23 protein-coding genes are annotated in these 22,068 nt (G+C 71.5%); 3 read left to right on the top strand and 20 right to left on the bottom strand.

What is annotated here, in order from left to right; genetic code table 11:
* Window positions 1-86: 86 nt before the first annotated feature.
* The 15 genes from tatC to arc all read right to left on the bottom strand — a co-directional run bounded on the left by tatC (window position 87) and on the right by arc (window position 13,886).
* Window positions 87-983 carry a twin-arginine translocase subunit TatC gene (gene tatC / locus ACFY00_RS13610; RefSeq protein ID WP_388031086.1) on the bottom strand — a complete coding sequence of 299 codons (897 nt, stop codon included), beginning with the start codon at window positions 981-983 and terminating at the stop codon, window positions 87-89.
* A gap of 103 nt (window positions 984-1,086) precedes the next feature.
* Entirely contained in the window at window positions 1,087-1,356 is a 270-nt protein-coding gene (gene tatA, locus ACFY00_RS13605; RefSeq protein ID WP_388030734.1) for a Sec-independent protein translocase subunit TatA, read from the bottom strand.
* Window positions 1,357-1,544: 188 nt separating this feature from the next.
* Window positions 1,545-1,700 carry a hypothetical protein gene (locus ACFY00_RS13600; protein WP_388030731.1) on the bottom strand — a complete coding sequence of 52 codons (156 nt, stop codon included), beginning with the start codon at window positions 1,698-1,700 and terminating at the stop codon, window positions 1,545-1,547.
* A gap of 13 nt (window positions 1,701-1,713) precedes the next feature.
* On the bottom strand, window positions 1,714-1,944 hold the full coding sequence (locus ACFY00_RS13595) for a hypothetical protein (protein ID WP_285737731.1): 231 nt from the start codon (window positions 1,942-1,944) through the stop codon (window positions 1,714-1,716).
* A gap of 5 nt (window positions 1,945-1,949) precedes the next feature.
* The gene (locus ACFY00_RS13590) at window positions 1,950-2,906 is read right to left on the bottom strand and encodes a helix-turn-helix transcriptional regulator (RefSeq protein WP_388030728.1); all 957 of its coding nucleotides are present in this window, start codon (window positions 2,904-2,906) and stop codon (window positions 1,950-1,952) included.
* A complete protein-coding gene (locus tag ACFY00_RS13585) occupies window positions 2,903-3,877 on the bottom strand; it encodes a helix-turn-helix transcriptional regulator (protein ID WP_388030726.1) in 975 nt (324 codons plus the stop codon). The genes ACFY00_RS13590 and ACFY00_RS13585 overlap by 4 nt, the downstream gene beginning before the upstream one ends.
* 117 nt (window positions 3,878-3,994) lie before the next feature.
* Window positions 3,995-4,366, bottom strand: a complete 372-nt coding sequence (locus ACFY00_RS13580) for an FKBP-type peptidyl-prolyl cis-trans isomerase (RefSeq protein ID WP_285737734.1) — start codon at window positions 4,364-4,366, stop codon at window positions 3,995-3,997.
* 59 nt (window positions 4,367-4,425) lie between these two features.
* On the bottom strand, window positions 4,426-5,721 hold the full coding sequence (locus tag ACFY00_RS13575; protein WP_388030723.1) for an FKBP-type peptidyl-prolyl cis-trans isomerase: 1,296 nt from the start codon (window positions 5,719-5,721) through the stop codon (window positions 4,426-4,428).
* A 113-nt stretch (window positions 5,722-5,834) separates the two neighbouring features.
* A complete protein-coding gene (locus tag ACFY00_RS13570) occupies window positions 5,835-6,830 on the bottom strand; it encodes an FKBP-type peptidyl-prolyl cis-trans isomerase (RefSeq protein ID WP_388030722.1) in 996 nt (331 codons plus the stop codon).
* A 79-nt stretch (window positions 6,831-6,909) separates the two neighbouring features.
* Window positions 6,910-8,271, bottom strand: a complete 1,362-nt coding sequence (gene pafA / locus ACFY00_RS13565) for a Pup--protein ligase (RefSeq protein ID WP_388030720.1) — start codon at window positions 8,269-8,271, stop codon at window positions 6,910-6,912.
* 96 nt (window positions 8,272-8,367) lie between these two features.
* Window positions 8,368-9,120, bottom strand: coding sequence for a proteasome subunit alpha (gene prcA, locus ACFY00_RS13560; protein ID WP_388030717.1), 753 nt, complete (start codon window positions 9,118-9,120; stop codon window positions 8,368-8,370).
* 32 nt (window positions 9,121-9,152) lie between these two features.
* Window positions 9,153-9,998, bottom strand: a complete 846-nt coding sequence (prcB, locus tag ACFY00_RS13555) for a proteasome subunit beta (RefSeq protein WP_388030715.1) — start codon at window positions 9,996-9,998, stop codon at window positions 9,153-9,155.
* Between the two features lie 178 nt (window positions 9,999-10,176).
* Entirely contained in the window at window positions 10,177-10,395 is a 219-nt protein-coding gene (locus ACFY00_RS13550; RefSeq protein ID WP_176191407.1) for a ubiquitin-like protein Pup, read from the bottom strand.
* 97 nt (window positions 10,396-10,492) lie between these two features.
* A complete protein-coding gene (gene dop / locus ACFY00_RS13545) occupies window positions 10,493-12,004 on the bottom strand; it encodes a depupylase/deamidase Dop (protein WP_388030713.1) in 1,512 nt (503 codons plus the stop codon).
* A gap of 115 nt (window positions 12,005-12,119) precedes the next feature.
* A complete protein-coding gene (gene arc / locus ACFY00_RS13540; RefSeq protein ID WP_388030711.1) occupies window positions 12,120-13,886 on the bottom strand; it encodes a proteasome ATPase in 1,767 nt (588 codons plus the stop codon).
* A gap of 232 nt (window positions 13,887-14,118) precedes the next feature.
* Here arc and ACFY00_RS13535 point away from each other — a divergent pair, with 232 nt between their 5' ends.
* On the top strand, window positions 14,119-14,406 hold the full coding sequence (locus ACFY00_RS13535) for a ferredoxin (RefSeq protein ID WP_285737743.1): 288 nt from the start codon (window positions 14,119-14,121) through the stop codon (window positions 14,404-14,406).
* 34 nt (window positions 14,407-14,440) lie between these two features.
* Here the strand turns inward: ACFY00_RS13535 and ACFY00_RS13530 are convergent, their stop codons facing one another.
* The 3 genes from ACFY00_RS13530 to ACFY00_RS13520 form a co-directional block, all read right to left on the bottom strand.
* Entirely contained in the window at window positions 14,441-15,013 is a 573-nt protein-coding gene (locus ACFY00_RS13530; RefSeq protein WP_388030708.1) for a hypothetical protein, read from the bottom strand.
* A 178-nt stretch (window positions 15,014-15,191) separates the two neighbouring features.
* Window positions 15,192-16,160 carry a tRNA (adenine-N1)-methyltransferase gene (locus ACFY00_RS13525; RefSeq protein WP_388030705.1) on the bottom strand — a complete coding sequence of 323 codons (969 nt, stop codon included), beginning with the start codon at window positions 16,158-16,160 and terminating at the stop codon, window positions 15,192-15,194.
* 45 nt (window positions 16,161-16,205) lie between these two features.
* Entirely contained in the window at window positions 16,206-17,402 is a 1,197-nt protein-coding gene (locus ACFY00_RS13520; RefSeq protein ID WP_388030703.1) for a site-2 protease family protein, read from the bottom strand.
* Window positions 17,403-17,553: 151 nt separating this feature from the next.
* Here ACFY00_RS13520 and ACFY00_RS13515 point away from each other — a divergent pair, with 151 nt between their 5' ends.
* Both ACFY00_RS13515 and ACFY00_RS13510 read left to right on the top strand, forming a co-directional pair.
* A complete protein-coding gene (locus tag ACFY00_RS13515) occupies window positions 17,554-18,420 on the top strand; it encodes a RecB family exonuclease (protein WP_285737747.1) in 867 nt (288 codons plus the stop codon).
* A gap of 1 nt (window position 18,421) precedes the next feature.
* Entirely contained in the window at window positions 18,422-19,093 is a 672-nt protein-coding gene (locus ACFY00_RS13510; RefSeq protein WP_388030701.1) for a response regulator, read from the top strand.
* Window positions 19,094-19,160: 67 nt separating this feature from the next.
* Here the strand turns inward: ACFY00_RS13510 and ACFY00_RS13505 are convergent, their stop codons facing one another.
* Both ACFY00_RS13505 and ACFY00_RS13500 read right to left on the bottom strand, forming a co-directional pair.
* A complete protein-coding gene (locus ACFY00_RS13505; RefSeq protein ID WP_388030699.1) occupies window positions 19,161-20,753 on the bottom strand; it encodes an ABC transporter substrate-binding protein in 1,593 nt (530 codons plus the stop codon).
* A gap of 346 nt (window positions 20,754-21,099) precedes the next feature.
* The gene (locus ACFY00_RS13500) at window positions 21,100-21,804 is read right to left on the bottom strand and encodes an HAD family hydrolase (protein ID WP_388030696.1); all 705 of its coding nucleotides are present in this window, start codon (window positions 21,802-21,804) and stop codon (window positions 21,100-21,102) included.
* Window positions 21,805-22,068 lie beyond the last annotated feature (264 nt).

Below are 22,068 nucleotides of genomic sequence, written 5' to 3'. Positions count from 1 at the left end.
ATCTCCCCCGCCGGGCCCGGGAACGCGAACGGCCCCGGACCACAGGGGTCCGGGGCCGTTCGACGGTTCAGCCGCTCAGTCGCTCATCAGGTGATGTCGTCGTCGATCTGGTCGCGGCGCGCCGCCGGGATCGGCGCCGGCGCCTCCACCGGCTCCACCCCGCCGACCGACTCCGCCCCCGCCACGCTCTCGACCGTCAGGTCGACCTGGGAGGCCTCCTCGTCGCTCAGCCCGGCGTCGGGGTTGCGGGCGGCCTTGCGCTTGTCGTTCACCAGCGAGATGCCGACCGCGATGAAGTACAGCGTCCAGATCGGCGCGGCCAGCGCCAGCATCGACACCGGGTCGGCGGACGGGGTGGCGAACGCCGCGAACACGGTGATGCCCATCACCATGGCGCGCCACCAGCCCAGCATCCGCTTGCCGGTGAGCACCCCGACCAGGTTCAGCATCACCAGGAACAGCGGCAGTTCGAAGCCCGCCCCGAACACCAGCACCATGCGGGTGACCAGGTCGAGGTAGTCCTCCACCGGCACGATCGAGGTGACGCCGTCCGCGACGAAGCTGATCAGCATCTGCGCGGTCATCGGCATGACCAGGTAGGCGAAGGCCGCACCGGCGAGGAACAGCGGGGTGCCGATGGCCAGGAAGGAGATCGAGTAGCGCTTCTCGTGCTGGTGCAGACCGGGCGCCACGAACTTCCACAGCTGGTACAGCCAGACCGGGGTGGCGGCCACCACGCCGGCGGTGAGGCTGACCTTCAGCACCAGGGTGAACGGCGTCAGCAGACCGATGTTGGAGACCTGCGCGCAGTGCTCGTCGCCCGGCACCGGGTGCCCGTCCGGACCGCAGGCGGGCAGCGGGGCGATCAGGAAGTCCAGCAGCCGCTTGTTGAAGAACGCCGCGACGATCGTGAAGAAGATGATCGCCAGCAGCGACTTGACCAGCCGGTTGCGCAGCTCGCGGAGATGGTCGGCGAGCGCCATCCGCCCCTCAGGGTCCTTGGCCGCTTTGGTCGTCTTGCTCAACCCGGTCCTCGAATCGTGCGCTCGTCGTAGTCGGAGTGGTGCGGGAGCCCGACGCGGTCGTTCAGGCGGCCCGGTCGGTGCGGGACGCGCCGGGGGCGGCCTTGACCACCCGTTCCGGCTCGGCGGCGGGCCGCGCGGCCGGGGCGGCGGACGCGGGCGCGGCGGCCTCGCGACCGGAGTCGAACTCCCGGCGCAGCGCCTTGCCCTCGCTCTTGAGGATCCGCAACGACCGGCCCAGCGCCCGCGCCGCGTCCGGCAGCCGCTTGCCGCCGAACAGCAGCACCGCGAACACCGTGACCAGCAGCAACGAGCCGGGCGAAAGGAGACGCATCTCCGGAGCACCGCCTTCCTTGTCCGGGAGGTCCGGGAGGCAGGACTCCCCCTCTGCGGGCGATGGTAGCCGCTCGGGGTGTCGCGGCGGGAACCCGGTCCCCAACGATCGGGTACCGGTCACCCGCCCGCCCGGCAGCACCGCCGGAAGCTCCTCGGCAGCACCTCGGCGGCACCGCCGGAAGCGCCTCAGTCCGCCTCGCCCGCCCGCTGCAGCGCGGCGACCGCGCCGTCCACCTCCCGGGCCAGCGCCCGGGCGTCCAGCCACAGCCGCAGCCCGAGCACGCCCAGCACCAGCAGGCCCGCGGTGGAGAGCAGGACGGCCCCGACCAGGGTCCAGTTCACGTGCGGCGCCTTCCTATCCGTCCACCGGCAGCAGCCGCATGGTGTGCACGCCCGCCTCGGTGAGCGCGGCGACGATCTTCTCCCCGGCGATCTTGCGGACGGACGCCCCGCAGGCCGGGCAGGTGAAGCCGTAGAAGGTCCGCTCCTTGCTGGCGCCGAGCGCCAACCGGAACTCGGCGGCCGGGAGTTCGACCTTCTCCCGGCACTGCGAGCAGTACACCTTGAATCTGGTGCCGTCGGTCACGTGGTTCAGACCTGTCCGTCCCGGTAGTGCTCCAGCGCGGCCAGCGCGGCGGTGCGGGCCTGTTCGGCGAGCTGGACGGGGGCGGTGATCCGGCCGTCCCGGCCCAGGCGCAGGGCGAGGGTGCGCAGCCCGGCCGGTTCGGCCGAGCGCAGGGTGATCCGCAGGCCGCCGTCGGGGAGTTCCTCGGCGCTGTCGTGGGTGTAGTACTCGGCGACCCACCGGCCGCCGGGGCCGACCTCGACCACCACCTGCGGGTCGTCCGCGGTGGGGGCGACCAGCCCGGCGGACAGGTCGCGGGGCTGCAGGCGGGGCGGGTTGGCGGGCTCGTCCAGCACCTTGATCTCGGCGATCCGGTCGAGCCGGAAGGTGCGCCGGTCCTCGGAGGTCCGGCACCAGCCCTCCAGGTAGGTGTGGCCCTCGGTGACCAGCCGGATCGGGTCGACCTCGCGCTCGGTCAGCTCGCCGCGGCCGTGCGACCAGTAGCGCAGCCAGATCAGCCGGCCCTCGCTGAGGGCGCGGTCGATGTCGGCGAAGACGGTGCCCTCGGCCTCGAAGGTGACGCCGATCCGGGCGGCGGACTCGGCGTTCTCGCCCGCCGCGTCCTCGATCTTGGCGACGGCCCGGGTGAGCGCCTGCCGGTCGCGCTCGCGCAGCCCGGGCAGGCCCGCCACGGCGCGGGCGGCGACCAGCAGCGCGGTGGCCTCGTCGGCGGCCAGCCGCAGCGGCTGGGCAACGTCGTCCACGTTGTGCCACCAGATCCGCTCGCCGTCGGTGTCGATGTCGAGCAGGTCGCCGCCGCGGAAGGACGTCCCGCACATCGGCAGCACGTTCAGGTCGCCGATCAGCTCCCGCTCGGTGATCCCGAACGCCCGCGCCACCTCGGCCACCTCGGCCCCGGGCCGCTCGCGCAGGTAGGTGACCAACGACAGCATCCGCCGCGTCTGGTCGATCGCGTTGCTCATGCCTGCACCTCCGCGAGACCGGCCACGGCGCGCAGCCGGTCGATGACGTCGGCCCGCAGGTCCTCGGGGCCGATCACGATGACGTCGGGGCCGTACTCGGCCAGGTCGGCGCCCAGGCCGTTGCCGTACGGGATGTCCAGCTCGTCCCAGTCGGCGCCCACCGGCCGGGTCTCCAGCGCGCGCTGGCGCAGCGGGTAGGCGGCGCCGGAGCGCACCTTGACCCGCGCCACGGCGGTCGCGCCCTCGCCCGCGAACCGGGCGACCACGGCCCGGACGTCCACGTGCTCGGGCACCTCGCCGGTGAACGCGCCCGCCCGGGAGCGGACCTTGCCGGTGATCCGGGAGAGCCGGAACACCCGGGCCGAGCCGCGGTCGCGGTCGTAGCCCGCCAGGTACCAGTGGCCGCGCCAGCACTCCAGCGCCCAGGGCTCGACCGAGCGCGGCTCGGCGGTCGCGGCCCCGGCCTTGCGGTAGTCGAAGGTGACCGGGCGCCGGTCGCGGGCGGCGGTGAGCAGCGGCTCGAACGCGGCCTCCCGGCCGGGGATCCGCGGCTCCAGCGCGCCGTGCTCGCGGTCCTCGGCGAACGGGACGCCGGCGGCGCGCAGCTTCTGCAGGGCGCCGCTGGCGGCGCCGGACATCTTGGCCTGCTGCCAGACCCGGGCGGCCAGCGCCAGCGCGGCGGCCTCCTCGGCGTCCAGGGCGATCTCCGGGAGGCGGTTGCGGTCGCGCCGGGCGAGGTAGCCGATCTCGCCGTCGAGCGCGTTCTCGTCCACGTCGATGATCAGTCCGAGTTCCCGCAGGTCGTCCTTGTCGCGCTCGAACATCCGGTTGAAGGCGTCCTCGGAGCCCTGCTGCCAGGCCTCCCGGTACGCCTCGACGGATTCGCGCAGCTCTTTCTTGGAGAGCGGACGCCGGGTGTTCATCAGGCACAGGGCGAGGTTCATCAGCCGCTCTGCCTTGGCGATCGCCATCGCTGACCCTTCCTCCGATCGGGGGTGACCTGCCTGACCGTACCGGTACGGGCACGTTCAGAGAAAGCCGGACCCCCGGCTCCGTGCGGAGCCGGGGGTCCGGTGGTGCGTCCGAGGTCAGACGCCCAGCAGGTCCACCACGAAGATCAGGGTGGAGCCGGCCGGGATGAGCGGGCTCGGCGACTGGTTGCCGTAGGCCAGGTGCGGCGGGATGACCAGCTCGCGGCGGCCGCCGACGCGCATGCCCTCGACGCCCTGGTCCCAGCCCTTGATGACCCGTCCCTTGCCGAGCGGGAACTTGAAGGTCTGGCCGCGGTTCCAGGAGGCGTCGAACTCCTCGCCGGAGGCGAAGGTGACACCCACGTAGTGGACCTCGACGGTCGCCCCGGCCTTGGCCTCGGCGCCGTCGCCGACCACGATGTCGCGGATCTGGAGCTCGCTCGGGGCGTCGCCGCCCGGGAAGTCGATCTCCGGCTTGGTCAGGCTCACGATTGCTCTTCTCGTTCGGTTGCGTGAACGGGGTTCATCCTAGGCGCACCGACGGCGCGTCAGCTGTCGCCGCCGACGCCCGCGTCCAGGATGTCCACCACGAACACCAGGGTGGAGTTGGCCGGGATGCTGTCGCTGGCCTTGTCCTTGTAGCCCAGCGAGGCGGGGATGACCAGCTCGACCCGGCTGCCGATGTTCTGGCCGACGATGCCCTTGTCCCAGCCCTCGATGACGCTGCCGGCGCCGGTGGTGAAGGTGAACGCCTGCCCGCGGTCGAGCGAGGAGTCGAACTTCTTGCCGTCCTTGTAGAGCACGCCGGTGTACTGCACCAGCACCTTCTCGCCGGACTCGATCTTGCGGCCCTTGCCCTGGATGAGCACGTGGCTCTTCAGGTCGGTCGGGTCCGCGGCGCCCGGGACGGGGGTGATCTCGGCGGGCTTGTTGCCGTTGTCCTTGACCTGCGGGAAGTCCGCGGGCGGCGGGGTCACGTCACCGGAGACCACCGCGTTCGGCGTGGTGGACTGCCGGATGTCCAGCACGAACACCAGGCTGTCGTTGCCCCCGATGCCCAGTTGCTGGCTGCCCTGCGGGCCGAACGCGGCCGCGGGCGGGGCGACCACCAGCAGGCGGCTGCCGGCCTTGTGGCCCTCGACGGCGTTGTCCAGCGCGGCGATCAGCGACCCGGCACCGGCCTGGTACAGCTGCGGCTTGCCGTTCTGCTCCCCGTACGAGCCGGGGATCTCCTTGCCGGTCTGCCAGTCCATCGCGGTGTAGTCGACGGAGACCCAGTTGCCCTTCTCGACCTTCGCGCCGTTGCCCGCGGACAGCTCCTTGACCACGAAGGTGCCGTCGGGCGCGTCCTTGGGCAGCGTGATGGTGGCCTTGGTGCCGAAGTCGCCGGAGACGGTGGGCAGCACCTTGGCGTTGTCCTTGATCGGCGGCACCGGCTGCTGGGTCGGCGCGTCCGAGGCGGCCGCGCTGGGGCTGGCCGTCGCGGAGTCCGCCTTGGCGGCGGGCTTGTGGCCGCCGTCCTTGTTGACGTAGTACAGCGTCACGCCGGAGGCGATCAGCAGGACCGCCAGGACCGAGCCCAGGATGACGCCGAGCCGGCCCACCCCGCCCGGGTCCTCGTCGTACCCGGCCTCGGAGAGCGGGACCTTGCGCTGGTTGGACGCGAAGAACTGCGGGACCTGATCGGCCTTGGCGTCCGGGTTGACCGGGTTGACCGGGTTGGTCGGCGGTGCCCAGCCCGCCTGGGTCAGGATCTCCGCGGGGACGACGATCGACTCGCGGTCCAGGGGAGGCTTGTTCCCGGTGTTGTCGGCCTCGCCCGGGCTCGACGCTTTCTCAGACATGACTCCCCATTCGACTCGCCCGACGACGCGTGTACCACTGGTGCGGGGCAGCAGTATGCCAGGTCGGCATGAGAGCCGTTCGAGCCGGTCCGCGCCCCGCTGTCAGGCGGTTCTCAGACGGCTGCCAGGATGTCGATCACGAACACCAGGGTGGAGTTCGCCGGGATCGACCCGCTGGCCTGGTCGCCGTAGCCCAGCGCGGGCGGCACCACCAGCAGCACCCGGCTGCCGACGGTCTTGCCGACCAGCCCCTGGTCCCACCCCTTGATCAGGCTTCCGGTGCCGACCTGCAGCGCCTGCGCGCCGCCGTGGTTCCACGAGGAGTCGAACTGCTTGCCGTCGGCCCAGGTCACGCCGGTGTACTGGACCAGCAGCGTCTGCCCGCTCTGCACCTCCGGGCCGGTGCCCTTGACCAGGACGTACTGCTGCAGGTCGGTGGGCGGCTGCTGGCCGGAGGGGACGGTGATGGTGGGCGCGGCCTTGCCGTTGTCCTTCACCTGCGGGGCGTTCGCGGGCGGCTGGGTGAGGTCCCCGGGGATGGTGGTGTCCTGCGGCGTCGCGCTCACCACGTCCAGCACGAACACCACGGTGTCGTCCTTGCCGACGCCCAGCGCGCTCGACCCCTGGCTGCCGAACCCGGCCGCGGGCGGGGCGACCACCAGCAGCCGGGAGCCCACCTTCTTGCCGACCACGCTCTGGTCGAACGCGGGCACCAACTGCCCGCTGCCCGCCTGGTAGAGCTGCGGCTTGCCGCCGGAGTCGTAGGAGCTGGAGAGGTCCTTGCCGCTGGTCCAGTCCTTGACGGTGTAGTTGACCGTCACCCAGTCGCCCTTCTTGACCTCCGCCCCGGAGCCCTCGCTCACGACGCTCACCACGAAGTCGCCGCTCGGCTGCCCGGACGGCAGCGTGATCGTCGCCTTCGAGCCGAAGTCGCCGCTGACGGTCGGCATCGGCGAGGCGGAGGCCACCGGGCTCGGCACCTGGACCGCGGAGGCCGAGGAGGCGGGGGGCGTCGTCGCGGTGGACTTCCCGGAGCCGTCCGAACTGCTGCATCCGGCGATCAGCACGGCGGTCAGGGGGACGGTGAGCAGGCAGGCGATTCGACGCATGGCGTCAGCCTATGACCCGATTCGTCCGGTCCGTCGGAGGCGCTCGGCGCGCCCCCGACGGACCGTCACGGCCGGTCGGTCACATCCCGGCGATCAGCTTCTCCACCCGCTCGTCGACCGAACGGAACGGGTCCTTGCACAGCACGGTGCGCTGCGCCTGGTCGTTCAGCTTCAGGTGCACCCAGTCGACGGTGAAGTCGCGGCGCTGCTCCTGGGCGCGCTTGATGAAGTCGCCGCGCAGCCGGGCCCGGGTGGTCTGCGGGGGCACCGACTTGCCCTGGAAGGTCAGCAGGTCGGTGGTGACCCGCTGGGCCTGGCCGTTCTTCTGCAGCAGGTAGAACAGGCCGCGGCGGCGGTGGATGTCGTGGTAGGCCAGGTCGATCTGGGCGACCCGCGGGTTGGACATGGTCATCTGGTGCTTGGCCCGGTACTTCTCGATCAGCTGGTACTTCATGATCCAGTCGATCTCGGTGCCGACCTTGGCCAGGTCCTCGCTGCGCACCGCCTCCAGGGTGCGGCCCCACAGGTCCAGCACCCGGGCCACGGTGCCCTCGTTGAGGCCCTTGCGGTCGGCGAACTCCAGCGCCTTGGTGTAGTACTCCTCCTGGATCTCCAGCGCGGAGGCCTCCCGCCCGTTGGCGAGCCGGACCTGGTGGGTGCCGGTCAGGTCGTGGCTGACCTCGCGGATCGCCCGGATCGGGTTCTCCAGCGTCAGGTCCCGCATCACCACCCCGGCCTCGATCAGCCGCAGCACCAGGTCGGTGGCGCCGACCTTGAGCAGCGTGGTGGTCTCCGACATGTTGGAGTCGCCGACGATGACGTGCAGCCGCCGGTAGCGCTCGGCGTCGGCGTGCGGCTCGTCGCGGGTGTTGATGATCGGACGGGAGCGGGTGGTCGCCGAGCTGACGCCCTCCCAGATGTGCTCGGCCCGCTGGCTGACGCAGTACACCGCGCCGCGCGGGGTCTGCAGCACCTTCCCCGCCCCGCAGATCAGCTGCCGGGTCACCAGGAACGGGATCAGCACGTCCGCCAGCCGGGAGAACTCGCCGTGCCGGGCCACCAGGTAGTTCTCGTGGCAGCCGTAGGAGTTGCCGGCCGAGTCGGTGTTGTTCTTGAAGAGGTAGACGTCCCCGGCGATGCCCTCCTCGTGCAGCCGCCGCTCCGCGTCCACCAGCAGGCCCTCGAGGATCCGCTCGCCGGACTTGTCGTGCGTGACCAGCTCGGTGACGTCGTCGCACTCGGGGGTCGCGTACTCGGGGTGGGAGCCGACGTCGAGGTAGAGGCGGGCGCCGTTCTTCAGGAAGACGTTGCTGCTGCGGCCCCAGGAGACGACCCGGCGGAAGAGGTAGCGGGCCACCTCGTCCGGCGACAGGCGGCGCTGGCCCCGGAAGGTGCAGGTGACGCCGTACTCGTTCTCCAGCCCGAAAATTCGACGGTCCATGTGCGACTCTTCTCTGTCCGAAGCTCGGTGGAACCCCTCGGTGGCGGTGGGTGGACCGTCGGGCGGCCCGCCGGGACCGGCGGGCCGCCCGGGCGGTCATTCGGTGTCGGCGCTCGCGTCGCCCTCGTCCTCGGCGGCGGCCGACTCGTCGCCGCTGAGCAGCCGGGCCAGCTGGCCGCCCAGGATGCGCTTGAACTTCCGCTTCTGGGGGCGCTGGCGGTCCAGCACGGCGACCTCCAGCTGCTCCGGCGTCAGGGTGCGGGGGCTGCCGCCGTTGGGGTCGCGGGCCAGGCCGTCGACCGCGAGCTTGAGCGCCTCCGCCAGGCCCAGGCCGGAGCGGTGGCGCTGGCCGAGGTAGTTGCCGATGGAGTCGGCGTTGCCGCCGACCACCACCGCGTTCTTCTCGTCCACCACCGAGCCGTCGGGGGTGAGCCGGTAGATCTGGTCGTCGGCGTCGGTCCGGCCGACCTCGGCGACGATCAGCTCGACCTCGTAGGGCTTCTCCCCGACCGAGGAGAAGATGGTGCCGAGGGTCTGCGCGTACACGTTGGCCAGGCCGCGGGCGGTGACGTCGGCCCGGTCGTAGGAGTAGCCGCGCAGGTCGGCGTAGCGGACGCCGCCGATCCGCAGGTTCTCGAACTCGTTGTAGCGGCCGACCGCGGCGAAGGCGATCTTGTCGTAGATCTCGGAGACCTTGTGCAGGGCGCGGGAGGTGTTCTCCGCGACGAAGACGATGCCGTCGGCGTAGGTGAGCACGACCACGCTGCGGCCGCGGGCGATGCCCTTGCGGGCGTACTCCGCGCGGTCCGCCATGGCCTGCTGGGGCGAGACGTAGAACGGCGTGGACACCGCCGGTCTCCCTTCGGGTGGTTGGGGCGGACTCAGAGGAGCGGGGCCTGCGGGCCGTTCGGGTGCTCGCGGCGCTGGTCGGTGATGGAGACCGCGATCGCGGCGACCTCGTCCTCGTCGAGCCGGCGGAAGCCGTCCTCGGTGATCAGCGTGACGATCGGGAAGATCTTGCGGGCCAGGTCGGGCCCGCCGGTCGCCGAGTCGTCGTCGGCGGCGTCGTACAGCGCCTGGACGGCCAGGGTGGCGGCCTGCTCGCCGGTCAGCCCCGCCCGGTAGAGCTTCTTCATCGCGCCGCGGGCGAAGACCGAGCCGGAGCCGGTGGCGGCGAAGCCGGAGCGCTCCTCGGAGCGGCCGCCGGTCACGTCGTAGGTGAAGATCCGGCCGCGGCCGAGGTCGAGGTCGTACCCGGCGAACACCGGGACGACCGCGAGTCCCTGCATGGCCATCGCCAGGTTGGAGCGGATCATCGTGGTGAGCCGGTTGGCCTTGCCCTCGAACGAGAGCACGGCGCCCTCGATCTTCTCGTAGTGCTCCAGCTCCAACTGGAACAGCCGGACCATCTCGACCGCGAGGCCGGCCGTGCCGGCGATGCCGACGGCGCTGTACTCGTCCGCCGGGAACACCTTCTCGATGTCCCGCTGGGCGATGACGTTGCCCATGGTGGCGCGCCGGTCACCGGCCAGCACCACGCCGCCGTCGAACACCGCGGCGACGATGGTGGTGCCGTGCGGGGCCTCGACGGTCATCCCCTCGGGGAGGGAGCGCCGACCGGGCAGCAGGTGGGGCGCGTGGCTGTCGAGGAAGTCGAGGAACGAGGAGGAGCCGGGGGTGAGGAAGGCGGCCGGCAGACGCCCGGTGCCACTGAGGTTGGCTTCCACACGTGTCCTTCCGGATCGAAGATCGAAAGTTGCTTGGTGCCCCGGACCCTACCCGTTTCGGGGGCCGGTTCCACGCTTCCTTCGGGAGATCTGCGGGAACACGAGGCCGCAGGCGCGCTCAGGGCACACCTGCGGCGCTCGTGCTGCTGTTTTCGGCGTGCGCGGGGGGCTCCCCCGGCTACTCGCCGCCCTTCTGGACGAATCCGCGCACGAAATCCTCCGCGTTGGATTCCAGGACCTCGTCGATTTCGTCGAGTACCGAGTCGACGTCGTCGTTGAGCTTTTCCTGCCGCTCCTTGAGGTCGTCGGAGGCCTGAGTTTCCGCGGCCTGCTCCTCGACCTCCTCGGAGGAACGGTTGGCCCGCTGCTGGCCGCCGCCGGTGTCCTTCTCCGCCATTTCCCTCACCCCGCTCGTTCGGTGTTCTCGTTCAACGCTGGCTGCTCACCGGAATGATTCCCCGTCGGGGAAATGTTCACCCCCGGTGATCGAAAAGTTACCCGCCGGAGAGGACGCGCACCAGGTCCTCGGCGGTGCGGCACCGGTCGAGCAGGTCCTTGACGTGCTCCCGGGTGCCGCGCAGCGGCTCCATGGTCGGCACCCGCTGCAGGCTGTCGTGGCCGGGCAGGTCGAAGATCACGGAGTCCCAGGAGGCCGCGGCCACGTGGTCGGCGTACTGCTCCAGGCAGCGGCCGCGGAAGTAGGCCCGGGTGTCGTCGGGGGGCTGGTGGACGGCCCGGCGGACCGCCTCCTCGTCGAAGAGCCGCTCGAACCGGCCGCGCGCCTCCAGCCGGTTGTACAGGCCCTTGTCGGCCCGCACGTCGCTGTACTGGAGGTCGACCAGCTGGAGCCGGGGGCTGTCCCAGTCCAGGCCGTCGCGCTGCCGGTAGCCCTCCAGGAGCTCCTTCTTGGCGATCCAGTCGAGCTGCCGGGACAGGCTCATCGGGTCGCGCTCCAGGCGGCCCAGCACGTCCTCCCAGCGGGCCAGCACGTCCAGGGTCTGGTCGTCGGCGTCCTGCCCGTGACGGTCCTCGACGTACTTGCGGGCCAGTTCGCAGTACTCCATCTGGAGCTGGACGGCCGTCAGGCGGCGGCCGCTGCGCAGCTGGACCAGCTGCTTGAGGTCGGGGTCGTGGGAGACCCGGTGCAGGGTGCGCACGGGCTGGTCGACGGCGAGGTCGACGGCGATGAAGCCGTCCTCGATCATCGACAGGACCAGGGCGGTGGTGCCGAGCTTGAGGTAGGTGGAGATCTCGGAGAGGTTGGCGTCGCCGATGATGACGTGCAGTCGGCGGTACTTCTCGGCGTCGGCGTGCGGTTCGTCGCGGGTGTTGATGATGGGCCGCTTGAGGGTGGTCTCCAGGCCGACCTCGACCTCGAAGTAGTCGGCGCGCTGGCTGATCTGGAAGCCGTGCCCGCCGCCCTCCTGACCGATGCCCACCCGGCCCGCCCCGCACACCACCTGGCGGGAGACGAAGAACGGGGTGAGGTGGCGGACGATGTCGGCGAACGGGGTGGCCCGCTGCATCAGGTAGTTCTCGTGGGTGCCGTAGGAGGCGCCCTTGTTGTCGGTGTTGTTCTTGTAGAGCAGGATCCGCTGCCCGTTGGGCAGCTCCAGGGCCCGTTCGGCGGCCGCCGCCATGATCCGCTCGCCCGCCTTGTCCCAGAGCACCGCGTCGCGCGGGTTGGTGACCTCGGGCGAGGAGTACTCGGGGTGCGCGTGGTCGACGTAGAAGCGGGCGCCGTTGGTGAGGATGACGTTGGCCAGGCCGATGTCCTCGTCGGTGAGCTGGCTGGCGTCCGCCACGTCCCGGGCCAGGTCGAAGCCCCGGGCGTCGCGCAGCGGATTCTCCTCCTCGAAGTCCCAGCGGGCGCGGCGCGCCCGGTGCATCGCCGCGGCGTACGCGTTGACGACCTGGGACGAGGTGAGCATGGCGTTGGCGTTGGGGTGGCCGGGCACGGAGATGCCGTACTCGGTCTCGATCCCCATCACGCGCCGTACGGTCATGCGGCCCTCCTGACCTTTGGGTCCTGCTGGGTCCTGCTGGGTGCTGCCGGTGCAGACGCGCCGTCCGGCTGCGGAGCCCTGCCGAGCGCCGCAGCCGGACGGGGTCGTGCGGGTGCTACAGGTACTGCCCCGTGTTGGCGACGGTGTCGATGGAGCGGCCGGACTCGGCGCCCTGCTTGCCGGTGACGAGGGTGCGGATGAAGACGATCCGTTCGCCCTTCTTGCCGGAGATGCGGGCCCAGTCGTCCGGGTTGGTGGTGTTGGGCAGGTCCTCGTTCTCCTTGAACTCGTCCACGCAGGCGGCGAGCAGGTGGGAGACGCGCAGACCGCGCTGGCCGTGGTCGAGGTAGTCCTTGATGGCCATCTTCTTCGCCCGGTCCACGATGTTCTGGATCATGGCGCCGGAGTTGAAGTCCTTGAAGTACAGGACCTCCTTGTCACCGTTGGCGTAGGTGACCTCCAGGAAGCGGTTCTCCTCGGTCTCCGAGTACATCCGCTCGACCACCGACTGGATCATGGCGGCGACGGTGACCGACACCGAGCCGTCGTGCTCCTTGAGGTCGTCCGGGTGGAACGGGAGGGTGTCCTTGAGGTACTTGGAGAAGATGTCCTTGGCCGCCTCGGCGTCCGGCCGCTCGATCTTGATCTTGACGTCCAGGCGGCCGGGCCGCAGGATCGCCGGGTCGATCATGTCCTCGCGGTTGGAGGCGCCGATGACGATGACGTTCTCCAGGCCCTCCACGCCGTCGATCTCCGCCAGCAGCTGCGGGACGATGGTGTTCTCCACGTCCGAGCTGACGCCGGAGCCGCGGGTGCGGAAGAGCGACTCCATCTCGTCGAAGAAGACGATGACGGGCGTGCCCTCGCTCGCCTTCTCCCGGGCCCGCTGGAAGACCAGGCGGATCTGCCGCTCGGTCTCGCCCACGTACTTGTTGAGCAGCTCGGGGCCCTTGATGTTGAGGAAGTAGCTCTTGCCCTGCGGCCGGCCGGTCACCTCGGCGACCTTCTTGGCCAGCGAGTTGGCCACCGCCTTGGCGATCAGCGTCTTGCCGCAGCCGGGCGGGCCGTAGAGCAGGACGCCCTTGGGCGGCCGGAGCTCGTACTCCTTGAACAGGTCGGCGTGCAGGTACGGGAGCTCCACCGCGTCCCGGATCTGCTCGATCTGGCCGGAGAGGCCGCCGATCTGCCGGTAGTCGATGTCCGGGACCTCCTCGAGGACCAGCTCCTCGACCTCGGACTTCGGCACCACCTCGTACACGTAGCCGGAGCGGGGCTCCAGCAGCAGGGCGTCGCCCGGGCGGAGCGTGACGCCCTGGAGCGGCTCGGCGAGCCGCACCACGCGCTCCTCGTCGGTGTGGCCGGTGACCAGCGCGCGGTCGCCGCCCTCCAGCACCTCCTTGAGCGTGACGATCTCACCGATCCGCTCGAACGCCATCGCCTCGACGACGTTCAGCGCCTCGTTGAGCATCACCTCCTGGCCGCGGCGCAGCTCGTCCAACTCGACGTTGGGGCTGACGTTGACCCGGAGCTTTCGGCCCCCGGTGAAGATGTCGGCCGTCCCGTCCTCGTTCTTCTCGAGGAAGGTGCCGAATCCGGCCGGCGGCTGGGCGAGCCGGTCGACCTCCTCCTTGAGGGCCACGATCTGGTCGCGGGCCTCGCGCAGGGTCGCGACGAGCCTCTCGTTCTGGGCGGTCACACCGGCCAGATTGTTCTGCAGCTCGACGATCCGCTCCTCGAGCATCCTCGAACCACGGGGCGAATCGGCGAGCCTGCGCCGAAGGACGGCGATCTCCTGTTCGAGGTAGGAGACCTGCGCGGCCTCGTCGGACCCCCGTGCGGGCCTGCCGGCGCTGCGGTCGTACTCGTCATCGTGGGCTGCCACGGTCCTCACCTCCTCCTGGGGGAGCTGGACGACCCAAACCTACCTGGGACCAGGGCGATGTAAACCCCTTAGTGATCAGAAAGGCGGGTCGGGCGTGTCCGGTTGTTCGCCCTGCGTGCTTCCCCTCTTGGTAGAGGAGATGCCCACCGCTCAACGGTTCAAAGCAGCGCGGATGTATCGTGACAGGAATGTCCCCGAATACGGGGCGACGAGAGCAGAAACGGCAGGGGCAATGGCGGGGACGGGCGAGGCACTCGAAGTCTGGATCGACCAGGATCTGTGCACCGGCGACGGCATCTGCGCGCAGTACGCGCCCGAGGTGTTCGAGCTCGACATCGACGGGCTCGCCTACGTCAAGGGCGAGGACGACGAGTTGCGCCAGCAGCCGGGCGAGACCGTCCCCGTGCCGCTGACGCTCCTTCAGGACGTGGTCGACTCCGTCAAGGACTGCCCCGGCGACTGCATCCACGTCCGCCGGGCGGCGGACGGCGTCGAGGTCTACGGGCCGGACGCGGACTGACGCCCGTTCGGCCCCCTGACGGGCGCTCGGGCGCTCAGGCCCCGTGCACCGGCGACTTGGTCTCGGTCTTCGTCCAGGCTCCGGCGGAGCGGGTCCAGACCAGTTCGACCTGCAGGTCGGGCGAGAAGCGGGGCACGTCCGGGGAGGAGTAGCCGCGGGCCTTCGCGCGGATCGAGCCGTCGCTGCGGACCGTCAGTTCGGTGACGGTCAGGCCCTCGGCGTCGGGCAGCAGCGGCACCGGGGCGCCGTCGGCGCCGACCAGGAACACCCCGTCCGGCGGAGTGCCCATGTCCGCCTGGCAGTGCGCGGCGGCCACGGTCACCGGCTTCCCGTCCAGCACCGCGGACGCCTTCAGGCTCACCGTGACCGGGAACGGCCCGCACTCCAGCGGCAGCCGGACCTTCGCCAGGTCCACCTCCGGCAGCGGCGAGGCGGTGGGCAGCGGCTCCGCGACCGGCCCGTCGGCCGCCTGCTGACCGCCCGTCACCGCCCCGGTCGCCGAGGTCGCCCCCAGCGCCCCGCCCACCACGGCCGCGCAGCCCGCCGCGACCAGCACCCAGTGCTTCAACCCCGACCGCGCGTGCCCGGGTATCCGACGCTCCGTCACCACGAGACTCCCCTTTCCGGTCCGCGCATCCTTCCACACGGCCGGGCATCGCGTGCAGGCAGGGGCGCGGGGGACCGCGCGGGGCGGGAGACGCCGACGGCCAGGTCGCGAGGAGGGCAGTGACCTGCCGTTCCCTCGCGACCTGGCCGTCGGTGCGTGGTCGCTCGCGCGGTCGGTGCTACTCCGGGAGTTCCCGCGCCTCGTGCGAGGCCGCCTGGCGCTGCGCCTTGCGGATGGCCGCGCGCTCGGCGAGCGAGAGCTCGGTGTCGGGGCCGGTCTCGTAGTCCTCGCCGTAGGAGCCCTTCGCGGGGCGGCGGCGGCGCAGCGGGGGCTCGACGCCGTCGGCGAGGCGGCGGGCGGTGAGCAGGAAGCCGGTGTGGCCGATCATCCGGTGGTCCGGGCGGACGGCGAGGCCCTCCAGGTGCCAGGTGCGGACCATGGTCTCCCAGGCCTGCGGCTCGGTGAAGGTGCCGTGCTCGCGCAGCGCCTCGACGGTGCGCGACATCTGGGTGGTGGTGGCCACGTAGCAGCAGATCAGGCCGCCGGGGACGAGCGCCTTGGAGGCGACGTCCAGGCACTCCCAGGGGGCGAGCATGTCGAGGATGACGCGGTCGACGTCGGTCTCGACCAGGTTGTCCTGGAGGTCGCCGACGGTGAGCTTCCAGGCCGGGTGCGGCCCGCCGAAGTAGCGCTCGACGTTGCCCCGGGCGATGTCGGCGAAGTCCTGGCGGCGCTCGTAGGAGGCGAGCGAGCCGGTGTCGCCGACGGCGCGCAGCAGGTAGGTGGAGAGGGCGCCGGAGCCGACGCCCGCCTCGACCACCTTCGCACCGGCGAAGATGTCGGCCATCGCCAGGATCTGCCCCGCGTCCTTGGGGTAGATCACGGCCGCGCCGCGCGGCATGGAGAGGACGTAGTCGGGGAGCAGGGGGCGCAGCGCGAGGTACGGGACGTTGCCCGTCGTGCGGACGACCGTGCCCTCGGGAGCGCCGATCAGCTCGTCGTGCGGGAACATACCCTTGTGGGTGTGGAACTGGTTCCCGGCCTGGAGCGTGAACGTGTAGTGGCGGCCCTTGGGGTCGGTCAGCTGGACCTGGTCCCCGACCTGGAAGGGCCCGCGTCGGCGGGTGGCACCGGTCGGTTCGGACATGGGGGCCATCCTACGGGAGCCGGAGGGCTGCCCCCGACCACATGATCACTCCGCTCCGGCGGCCCGGCCCTGGAGGGCGGCGGTGAGCCTGCGCTCCAGGTCGGTGAGGGAGAGCACGCCGTAGACCGAGCCGTCGGGGCGGACCACCAGGTACTCGGTGGCGGGGGCGCGGCGCAGGGTGTCGAGGATCTGTTCTCCGGCCAGGTCGACGGGGACGGTCAGGCCGGGTTCGAGGTCGCGGGAGACGGCGCTGACGGCGATCCAGGGGCGGCGGTGCTCGGGGACGGCGCTGACCGCGGACTCCTTGACCACGGCGGTCGGCTCGCCGCGTCCGTCGACCACCACGATCGCCCCGGCGTGCGCCTCGCGGGCCCGGCGCATGGCCTCGCCGAGCGGGGTGTCGGCGGGGACGTCGATGCTGCGGCGGGCCATCTCGCGGACCTTGAGCCGGGGCAGCACCTCCTTGAGGCGGGCGTTGCGCAGCGAGTTGCCGGCGCCCTGCCAGATGATGAAGCCGAGGATCGCGGCGAGCACGCCGTCGACCATGGCCTCGGTGGCGGAGCGCTCGACGTCCTGGGAGGAGCTGAAGATCGGCAGGCCGAGGACGACGGCGACGGCGAGGGCGCGGCCGACCCAGACCGCGGCCAGGGTGCCCTTCATCGGCTTGCCGGTGAGCGCCCAGACGACGGCGCGCAGCATCCGGCCGCCGTCCAGCGGGAGGCCGGGGAGCAGGTTGAAGGCGGCGACGACCAGGTTGGAGACCATCAGTCCGGCGAGCAGCACGCCGGGGACGGTGGCGGGTTCGACGGCGCGCAGGCCGAGCCAGAAGGCGCCGCCGAGCAGCAGCGAGAGCAGCGGGCCGACGAAGGCGAGCCAGAACTCGCGCCAGGGGCGGTCGGCCTCCTTCTCGATCTCGGAGACGCCGCCGAGGAACTGGAGCTGGATCCGGCGGACGCCGAGCTCGTAGCGGAGGCCGACCAGGGTGTGGGCGAGTTCGTGGACCAGCACCGAGCCGTAGAAGGCGACGGCGAAGGAGAAGGCGAGCAGGTAGCGGGCGCCGCCGAGGTCGGGCAGCACGTCGGCGAGGCGGCTGCCGAAGATCCAGGTGATCAGCGCGGCGACCAGGAACCAGGACGGGGTGACGTAGACGGGCACGCCGAACGGACGGCCCATCAGGATGCCGCCGCGCGGCTGGTCGTCGGGCTTCGGCTTCTCCGGTGCCCGCCCCTCGGTGTCGTTCACCGTGCTCCTTCCGTCCCGCCGTCCGCTGGTGCCTCGTACGCTACGTGATCTCGCCCCGGGAACGGCGGCGCACCCCGCCCTCCCTTCTCCTATACCCAGCCTCCGCGACCCGTTCGCCTCCGGTGTCGGTCCGGTGCAATAGGGTCGTGGCATGCAGCAGACCGACCCCTCGCCCGCCCCGCGTCCGGCCGCCCGGCCGACCGGGCTGTCGCCGTCGCGGGCGGGTGACTTCATGACCTGCCCGCTGCTGTACCGGCTGCGGGTGATCGACCGGCTGCCGGAGCCGCCGTCCGCGGCCGCGACCAGGGGCACGCTGGTGCACGCGGTGCTGGAGCGGCTGTTCGACCACCCGCCGGCCGAGCGGACGCCGGAGCGGGCGCTCGGGCTGCTGGGCCCGCAGTGGGAGCGGTTGCTGGGGGAACGGCCGGAGCTGGCGGAGCTGTTCCCGGGCGAGCCGGAGAAGTTGGCGGGCTGGCTGGGGGACGCCGAGAAGCTGGTGGAGAAGTGGTTCCGGCTGGAGGACCCGACCCGGCTGCACCCGGTGGAGCGGGAGCTGTACGTGGAGACGGCGCTGCCCTCGGGCCTGCTGCTGCGCGGGTACATCGACCGGGTGGACGTCGCGCCGTCCGGCGAGGTGCGGCTGGTGGACTACAAGACCGGCCGGGCGCCCTCGCGGGACTTCGAGGGCAAGGCGATGTTCCAGATGAAGTTCTACGCCCTGGTGGTGTGGCGCTGGAAGGGCGTGGTCCCCAAGCGCCTGCAGCTGGTCTACCTGGGCGGCGGCGGGGACGTGGTGACGTACGACCCGGACGAGGCGGACCTGCTCTCGGTGGAGCGGAAGCTGGAGGCGCTGTGGGAGGCGATCTCGGCGGCGGTGGCCACCGGTGACTTCCCGGCGACGCGCAACCGGCTGTGCGACTGGTGCGACCACCAGGCGTCCTGCCCGGAGTTCGGCGGCACTCCCCCGCCGTACCCGCTGCCACTGACCACTGTGACCAATCCCGGCAAGGAGTCGTAGGTTGACGATCCGTGTGCTGCTGGTGGACGACCAGCCGCTGCTGCGTACCGGTTTCCGGATGATCCTGGAGGCCGAGCCCGACCTGGTGGTGGTCGGCGAGGCGGGCGACGGGCAGCAGGCCCTGGACCAGGTCCGCGCCCTGCAGCCGGACGTGGTGCTGATGGACATCCGGATGCCGCGGATGGACGGCGTGGAGGCGACCCGGCGGATCTCCGGTCCGGACCGGGACGGACCGGCGAAGGTGCTGGTGCTGACCACCTTCGACCTGGACGAGTACGTGGTGGAGGCGCTGCGCGCGGGCGCCAGCGGCTTCCTGCTGAAGGACGTGCCGGCCGAGGAGCTGGTGCAGGCGATCCGGGTGGTGGCGGACGGCGCGGCGATGCTGGCCCCGTCGGTGACCCGCCGCCTGCTGGACATGTACGCCACCAAGCTGCCCTCGGGCGACGAGACGCCGCCGCAGGCGCTGACGGTGCTGACCGAGCGCGAGGTGGAGGTGCTGCGGCTGGTGGCGCGCGGCCTGTCGAACGCGGAGATCGCCGCCGAGCTGTTCGTCTCGGAGACCACGGTGAAGACGCACGTCGGCCACGTGCTGACCAAGCTGCAACTGCGCGACCGGGTGCAGGCGGCGGTGTACGCCTACGAGAGCGGCCTGGTGCGCCCGGGTTCGCTGTAGCCGCCGCGGACGGCCGAACGGCCCGTCGCCCCCGAGGGGGCGGCGGGCCGTCGGCGTCCTGCCGGGGTCACTTCGCGGTGCGGCCGATCTCCCAGAACCGGAACACGCCGGTGTTGTCCATGGTGCTGTCCACGCCGGTGATGCCGGGGCGGTAGACGTAGAAGGACTTGTTCTGGAACAGCGGCACCATCGGGACGGCGTCGGCCAGGATCTTCTGGATCTGGTCGTAGGCGCCGCCGCCGGAGCGGTCGGTGAGCTTGATCGACTCGGGGACCAGCTTGTCGCTGATCTGGGGGTTGTTCCAGCCGTTGTGGTAGGCGCCGCCGTCGACCACCAGCGGGCTGATGTAGTCGTCGGCGTCGGCGTAGTCGGGGGTCCAGCCGACGGTGTACGCCTGGTAGCTGCCGTTCTTCCACCCGGCCTGGTAGGCGGTCCAGTCGGGCTCCTGCTGGACGGTGACCTGGAACAGGCCGCCGTTCTCCAGCTCCTGCTTGACGGCCTCCAGCTCGGCGGCGCCGGCCCGGGCGCGGGACCAGGTCAGGGTGAGCTTGACCGGGGTGGTGACGTGCGCGTTGTTCAGGATGCGCTTGGCCTTGGCCGGGTCGGGCTCGCCGTACTTGTCGAAGAAGGCGGTGTTGTGGCCGGCCAGACCCGCCGGGACGACCGAGTACAGCGGCTGCACGGTGCCCGCGTACACGTCCTGGGAGATCGCCTTGCGGTCGATCAGCTGGGCGGCGGCCTGCCGGACGGCCTGGTTGCCGCCGGTCTCGTCCTTGGTGTTGAACACCAGGTAGCGGGTCTCGCCGGAGGCGCCCTCGGCGACCCGGAGGGTGCCGGTGCCCGCCATGTCGTCGGACTTGATCTTGGCGGCCACGGAGGGGTCGAGGCTGTTGTCGGTGAGGTCGACGGCGCCGCTGTCGAGGGCCGACTTCAGCTCCTCGGGCTTGTCGAAGTAGCGCACCGTGAACTTGTCGTTCTTGCGCTCGGCGGCGCCCTGGTAGCCGGGGTTGGCGCTGAGCTGGATCTTGCTCGGCGCCTTGCCCTTCATCTCGACCGAGTCGATCTTGTACGGGCCGGAGCCGATCAGGGAGGTGTTGCCGAGCAGCTTGTCGGCCGGGAACACCTGGTGGTCGACGATGGCACCGGCCGCGGAGGCCAGCTTGGCCGGGAGCACCGCGTCGGGGCTCTCCAGGTGGAAGGTGACCTGGCGGTCGCCGGAGACGTCCACCGAGGCGATGGTGGACAGCAGCGGGCCGGGGCCGGACGGGTCGGCGATCTTCTTGACCCGGTCGATGGAGAACTTGACGTCCTGGGCGGTCAGCGGGTGCCCGTTGGAGAACTTCAGGCCGCTGCGCAGCGTGCAGGTGTAGGTGAGCGCGTCGGCGCCGGTGAACTGGCAGGACTCGGCGGCGTCGGGCTGCGGGACGGTCGCGCCGGAGGGGAAGCTCAGCAGCGACTGGAAGGCGTTGTTGAGGACCAGCCAGGAGCCCGCGTCGTACGCACCGGCCGGGTCCAGCACGCTGGTCGCGTTGGTGGTGCCCATGGTGATGGTGCCGTCACCGCCACCACCGGCGGCCTTCTCGACGGAGGCGCAGCCCGCCACCGTGGTGGCGACGAGAGCGGCGCAGCTGAGCGCGGCCAGGCGGTTGGGGGTGGTCATGCGGGGTGGTCTTCCTCACTGCGTGCGGCCGGCTGTCGCCGGTGCCCGCCGCCCGGCGCCGGGGTGGGGCGGGGCCGCGGGACTGCTGCGGCCGCGCGTGCCCGTCCTCCCCGGTTTCCGGGGTGGGTGGCGGCGCGGCACGGGGACTCGAACGCGCCTTAGCGTGCCATATCGCCTCCGGGGGGTCACCGAGGGTTCGGACGGTGGTCCCGGCGGGTTCGGAGGCTCTTGCCCCGGCAGTCGACGAGTTGTCAGCCAATGCCCGTTTTCACCCGCGGCGGCGGACACGTTCCGCATACCACCGGACGCGGAACGAAACCGGCAAAGGGTGCGAGGGAGACGAAGCTCACACCCGGGCGGCGGCCAGGGTGCGCAGCAGGCCGAGGTCGACGTGTTCCAGCGAGGGCAGCACCAGGCGGCCCGGGGCGGGGTCGATCGCGGCGATGGACGGGACGGCGATCACCGGGCAGCCCGCCGCCTCCGCGGCGGCGACGCCGGTGGGGGTGTCCTCGATGACCACGCAGCGGGCCGGATCGGCGCCGAACCGGGCGGCGGCGGCCAGGTAGGGATCGGGGTGCGGCTTGGTCCGGGCGACCTCGTCGCCCGCGACGGTGAAGGCGAAGTGCTGGGCGCCCAGGCTGCGCAGCACGATGTCGATGATGTGCCGGTGCGAGGCGGACACCAGCGCGGCCGGGACGCCGTGCGCGTCCAGGGTGTTGAGCAGCCGCTCGGCGCCGGGCATCAGCGGGACGCCCCCGGCCAGCAGGTCGACGAAGCGCTGGTTGATCAGGACGGTCAGCTCGGCCGGGCTGAGGGTGACGCCGGTCCGGGTGATCAGGTAGTCGATCACCCGGGTCATCGGGCCGCCGACCACGTGGGTGCGGTCCTCGGCGGTGAGCCGGTGGCCGAGTTCCGCGAACAGGTCGACCTCGGCCTGCCACCAGAAGTCCTCGGTGTCGACCAGGGTGCCGTCCATGTCGAGCAGGACGGCGTGCAGGCCGCTGTCCTCGCCGTCTCCGCCGATGCGGACCGGGGTCGAGACCGTCGTCATGCGCGCCGTCCTTCCTGGTGGGTGGCCCGGCGCGGGTGCGTCCGGGGATGGCACGGGCCGGCCCGCTGGTCAGCGGACCGGCCCGTTTCAGGATCATCAAGAATACGCCCGCCCGGTGGGATTGCACCGGTCGGCGGTGCGGCGAACGGATGATCCCCGGCTGAAGGATTACCTGGCGTTGAAGTACTTGGCTTCGGGGTGGTGGACGACGATGGCGTCGGTGGACTGTTCGGGGTGGAGTTGGTACTCCTCGGAGAGGATCAC

This window comes from Kitasatospora sp. NPDC001540 (assembly GCF_042894345.1).
Classification (GTDB): domain Bacteria; phylum Actinomycetota; class Actinomycetes; order Streptomycetales; family Streptomycetaceae; genus Kitasatospora; species Kitasatospora phosalacinea_C.
The sequence above is the reverse complement of the archived record's forward strand: the minus strand, read 5'-3'. Positions and strand labels throughout refer to the sequence as shown.

What these genes read in the sequence shown, in the direction of transcription:
- tatC (WP_388031086.1), bottom strand. Translation starts at nt 983, where the DNA reads ATGGCGCTCGCCGACCATCTCCGCGAGCTGCGCAACCGGCTGGTCAAG.
- tatA (WP_388030734.1), bottom strand. Translation starts at nt 1,356, where the DNA reads ATGCGTCTCCTTTCGCCCGGCTCGTTGCTGCTGGTCACGGTGTTCGCG.
- ACFY00_RS13590 (WP_388030728.1), bottom strand. Translation starts at nt 2,906, where the DNA reads ATGAGCAACGCGATCGACCAGACGCGGCGGATGCTGTCGTTGGTCACC.
- ACFY00_RS13585 (WP_388030726.1), bottom strand. Translation starts at nt 3,877, where the DNA reads ATGGCGATCGCCAAGGCAGAGCGGCTGATGAACCTCGCCCTGTGCCTG.
- ACFY00_RS13575 (WP_388030723.1), bottom strand. Translation starts at nt 5,721, where the DNA reads ATGTCTGAGAAAGCGTCGAGCCCGGGCGAGGCCGACAACACCGGGAAC.
- ACFY00_RS13570 (WP_388030722.1), bottom strand. Translation starts at nt 6,830, where the DNA reads ATGCGTCGAATCGCCTGCCTGCTCACCGTCCCCCTGACCGCCGTGCTG.
- pafA (WP_388030720.1), bottom strand. Translation starts at nt 8,271, where the DNA reads ATGGACCGTCGAATTTTCGGGCTGGAGAACGAGTACGGCGTCACCTGC.
- ACFY00_RS13550 (WP_176191407.1), bottom strand. Translation starts at nt 10,395, where the DNA reads ATGGCGGAGAAGGACACCGGCGGCGGCCAGCAGCGGGCCAACCGTTCC.
- dop (WP_388030713.1), bottom strand. Translation starts at nt 12,004, where the DNA reads ATGACCGTACGGCGCGTGATGGGGATCGAGACCGAGTACGGCATCTCC.
- ACFY00_RS13535 (WP_285737743.1), top strand. Translation starts at nt 14,119, where the DNA reads ATGGCGGGGACGGGCGAGGCACTCGAAGTCTGGATCGACCAGGATCTG.
- ACFY00_RS13525 (WP_388030705.1), bottom strand. Translation starts at nt 16,160, where the DNA reads ATGTCCGAACCGACCGGTGCCACCCGCCGACGCGGGCCCTTCCAGGTC.
- ACFY00_RS13515 (WP_285737747.1), top strand. Translation starts at nt 17,554, where the DNA reads ATGCAGCAGACCGACCCCTCGCCCGCCCCGCGTCCGGCCGCCCGGCCG.
- ACFY00_RS13505 (WP_388030699.1), bottom strand. Translation starts at nt 20,753, where the DNA reads ATGACCACCCCCAACCGCCTGGCCGCGCTCAGCTGCGCCGCTCTCGTC.
- ACFY00_RS13500 (WP_388030696.1), bottom strand. Translation starts at nt 21,804, where the DNA reads ATGACGACGGTCTCGACCCCGGTCCGCATCGGCGGAGACGGCGAGGAC.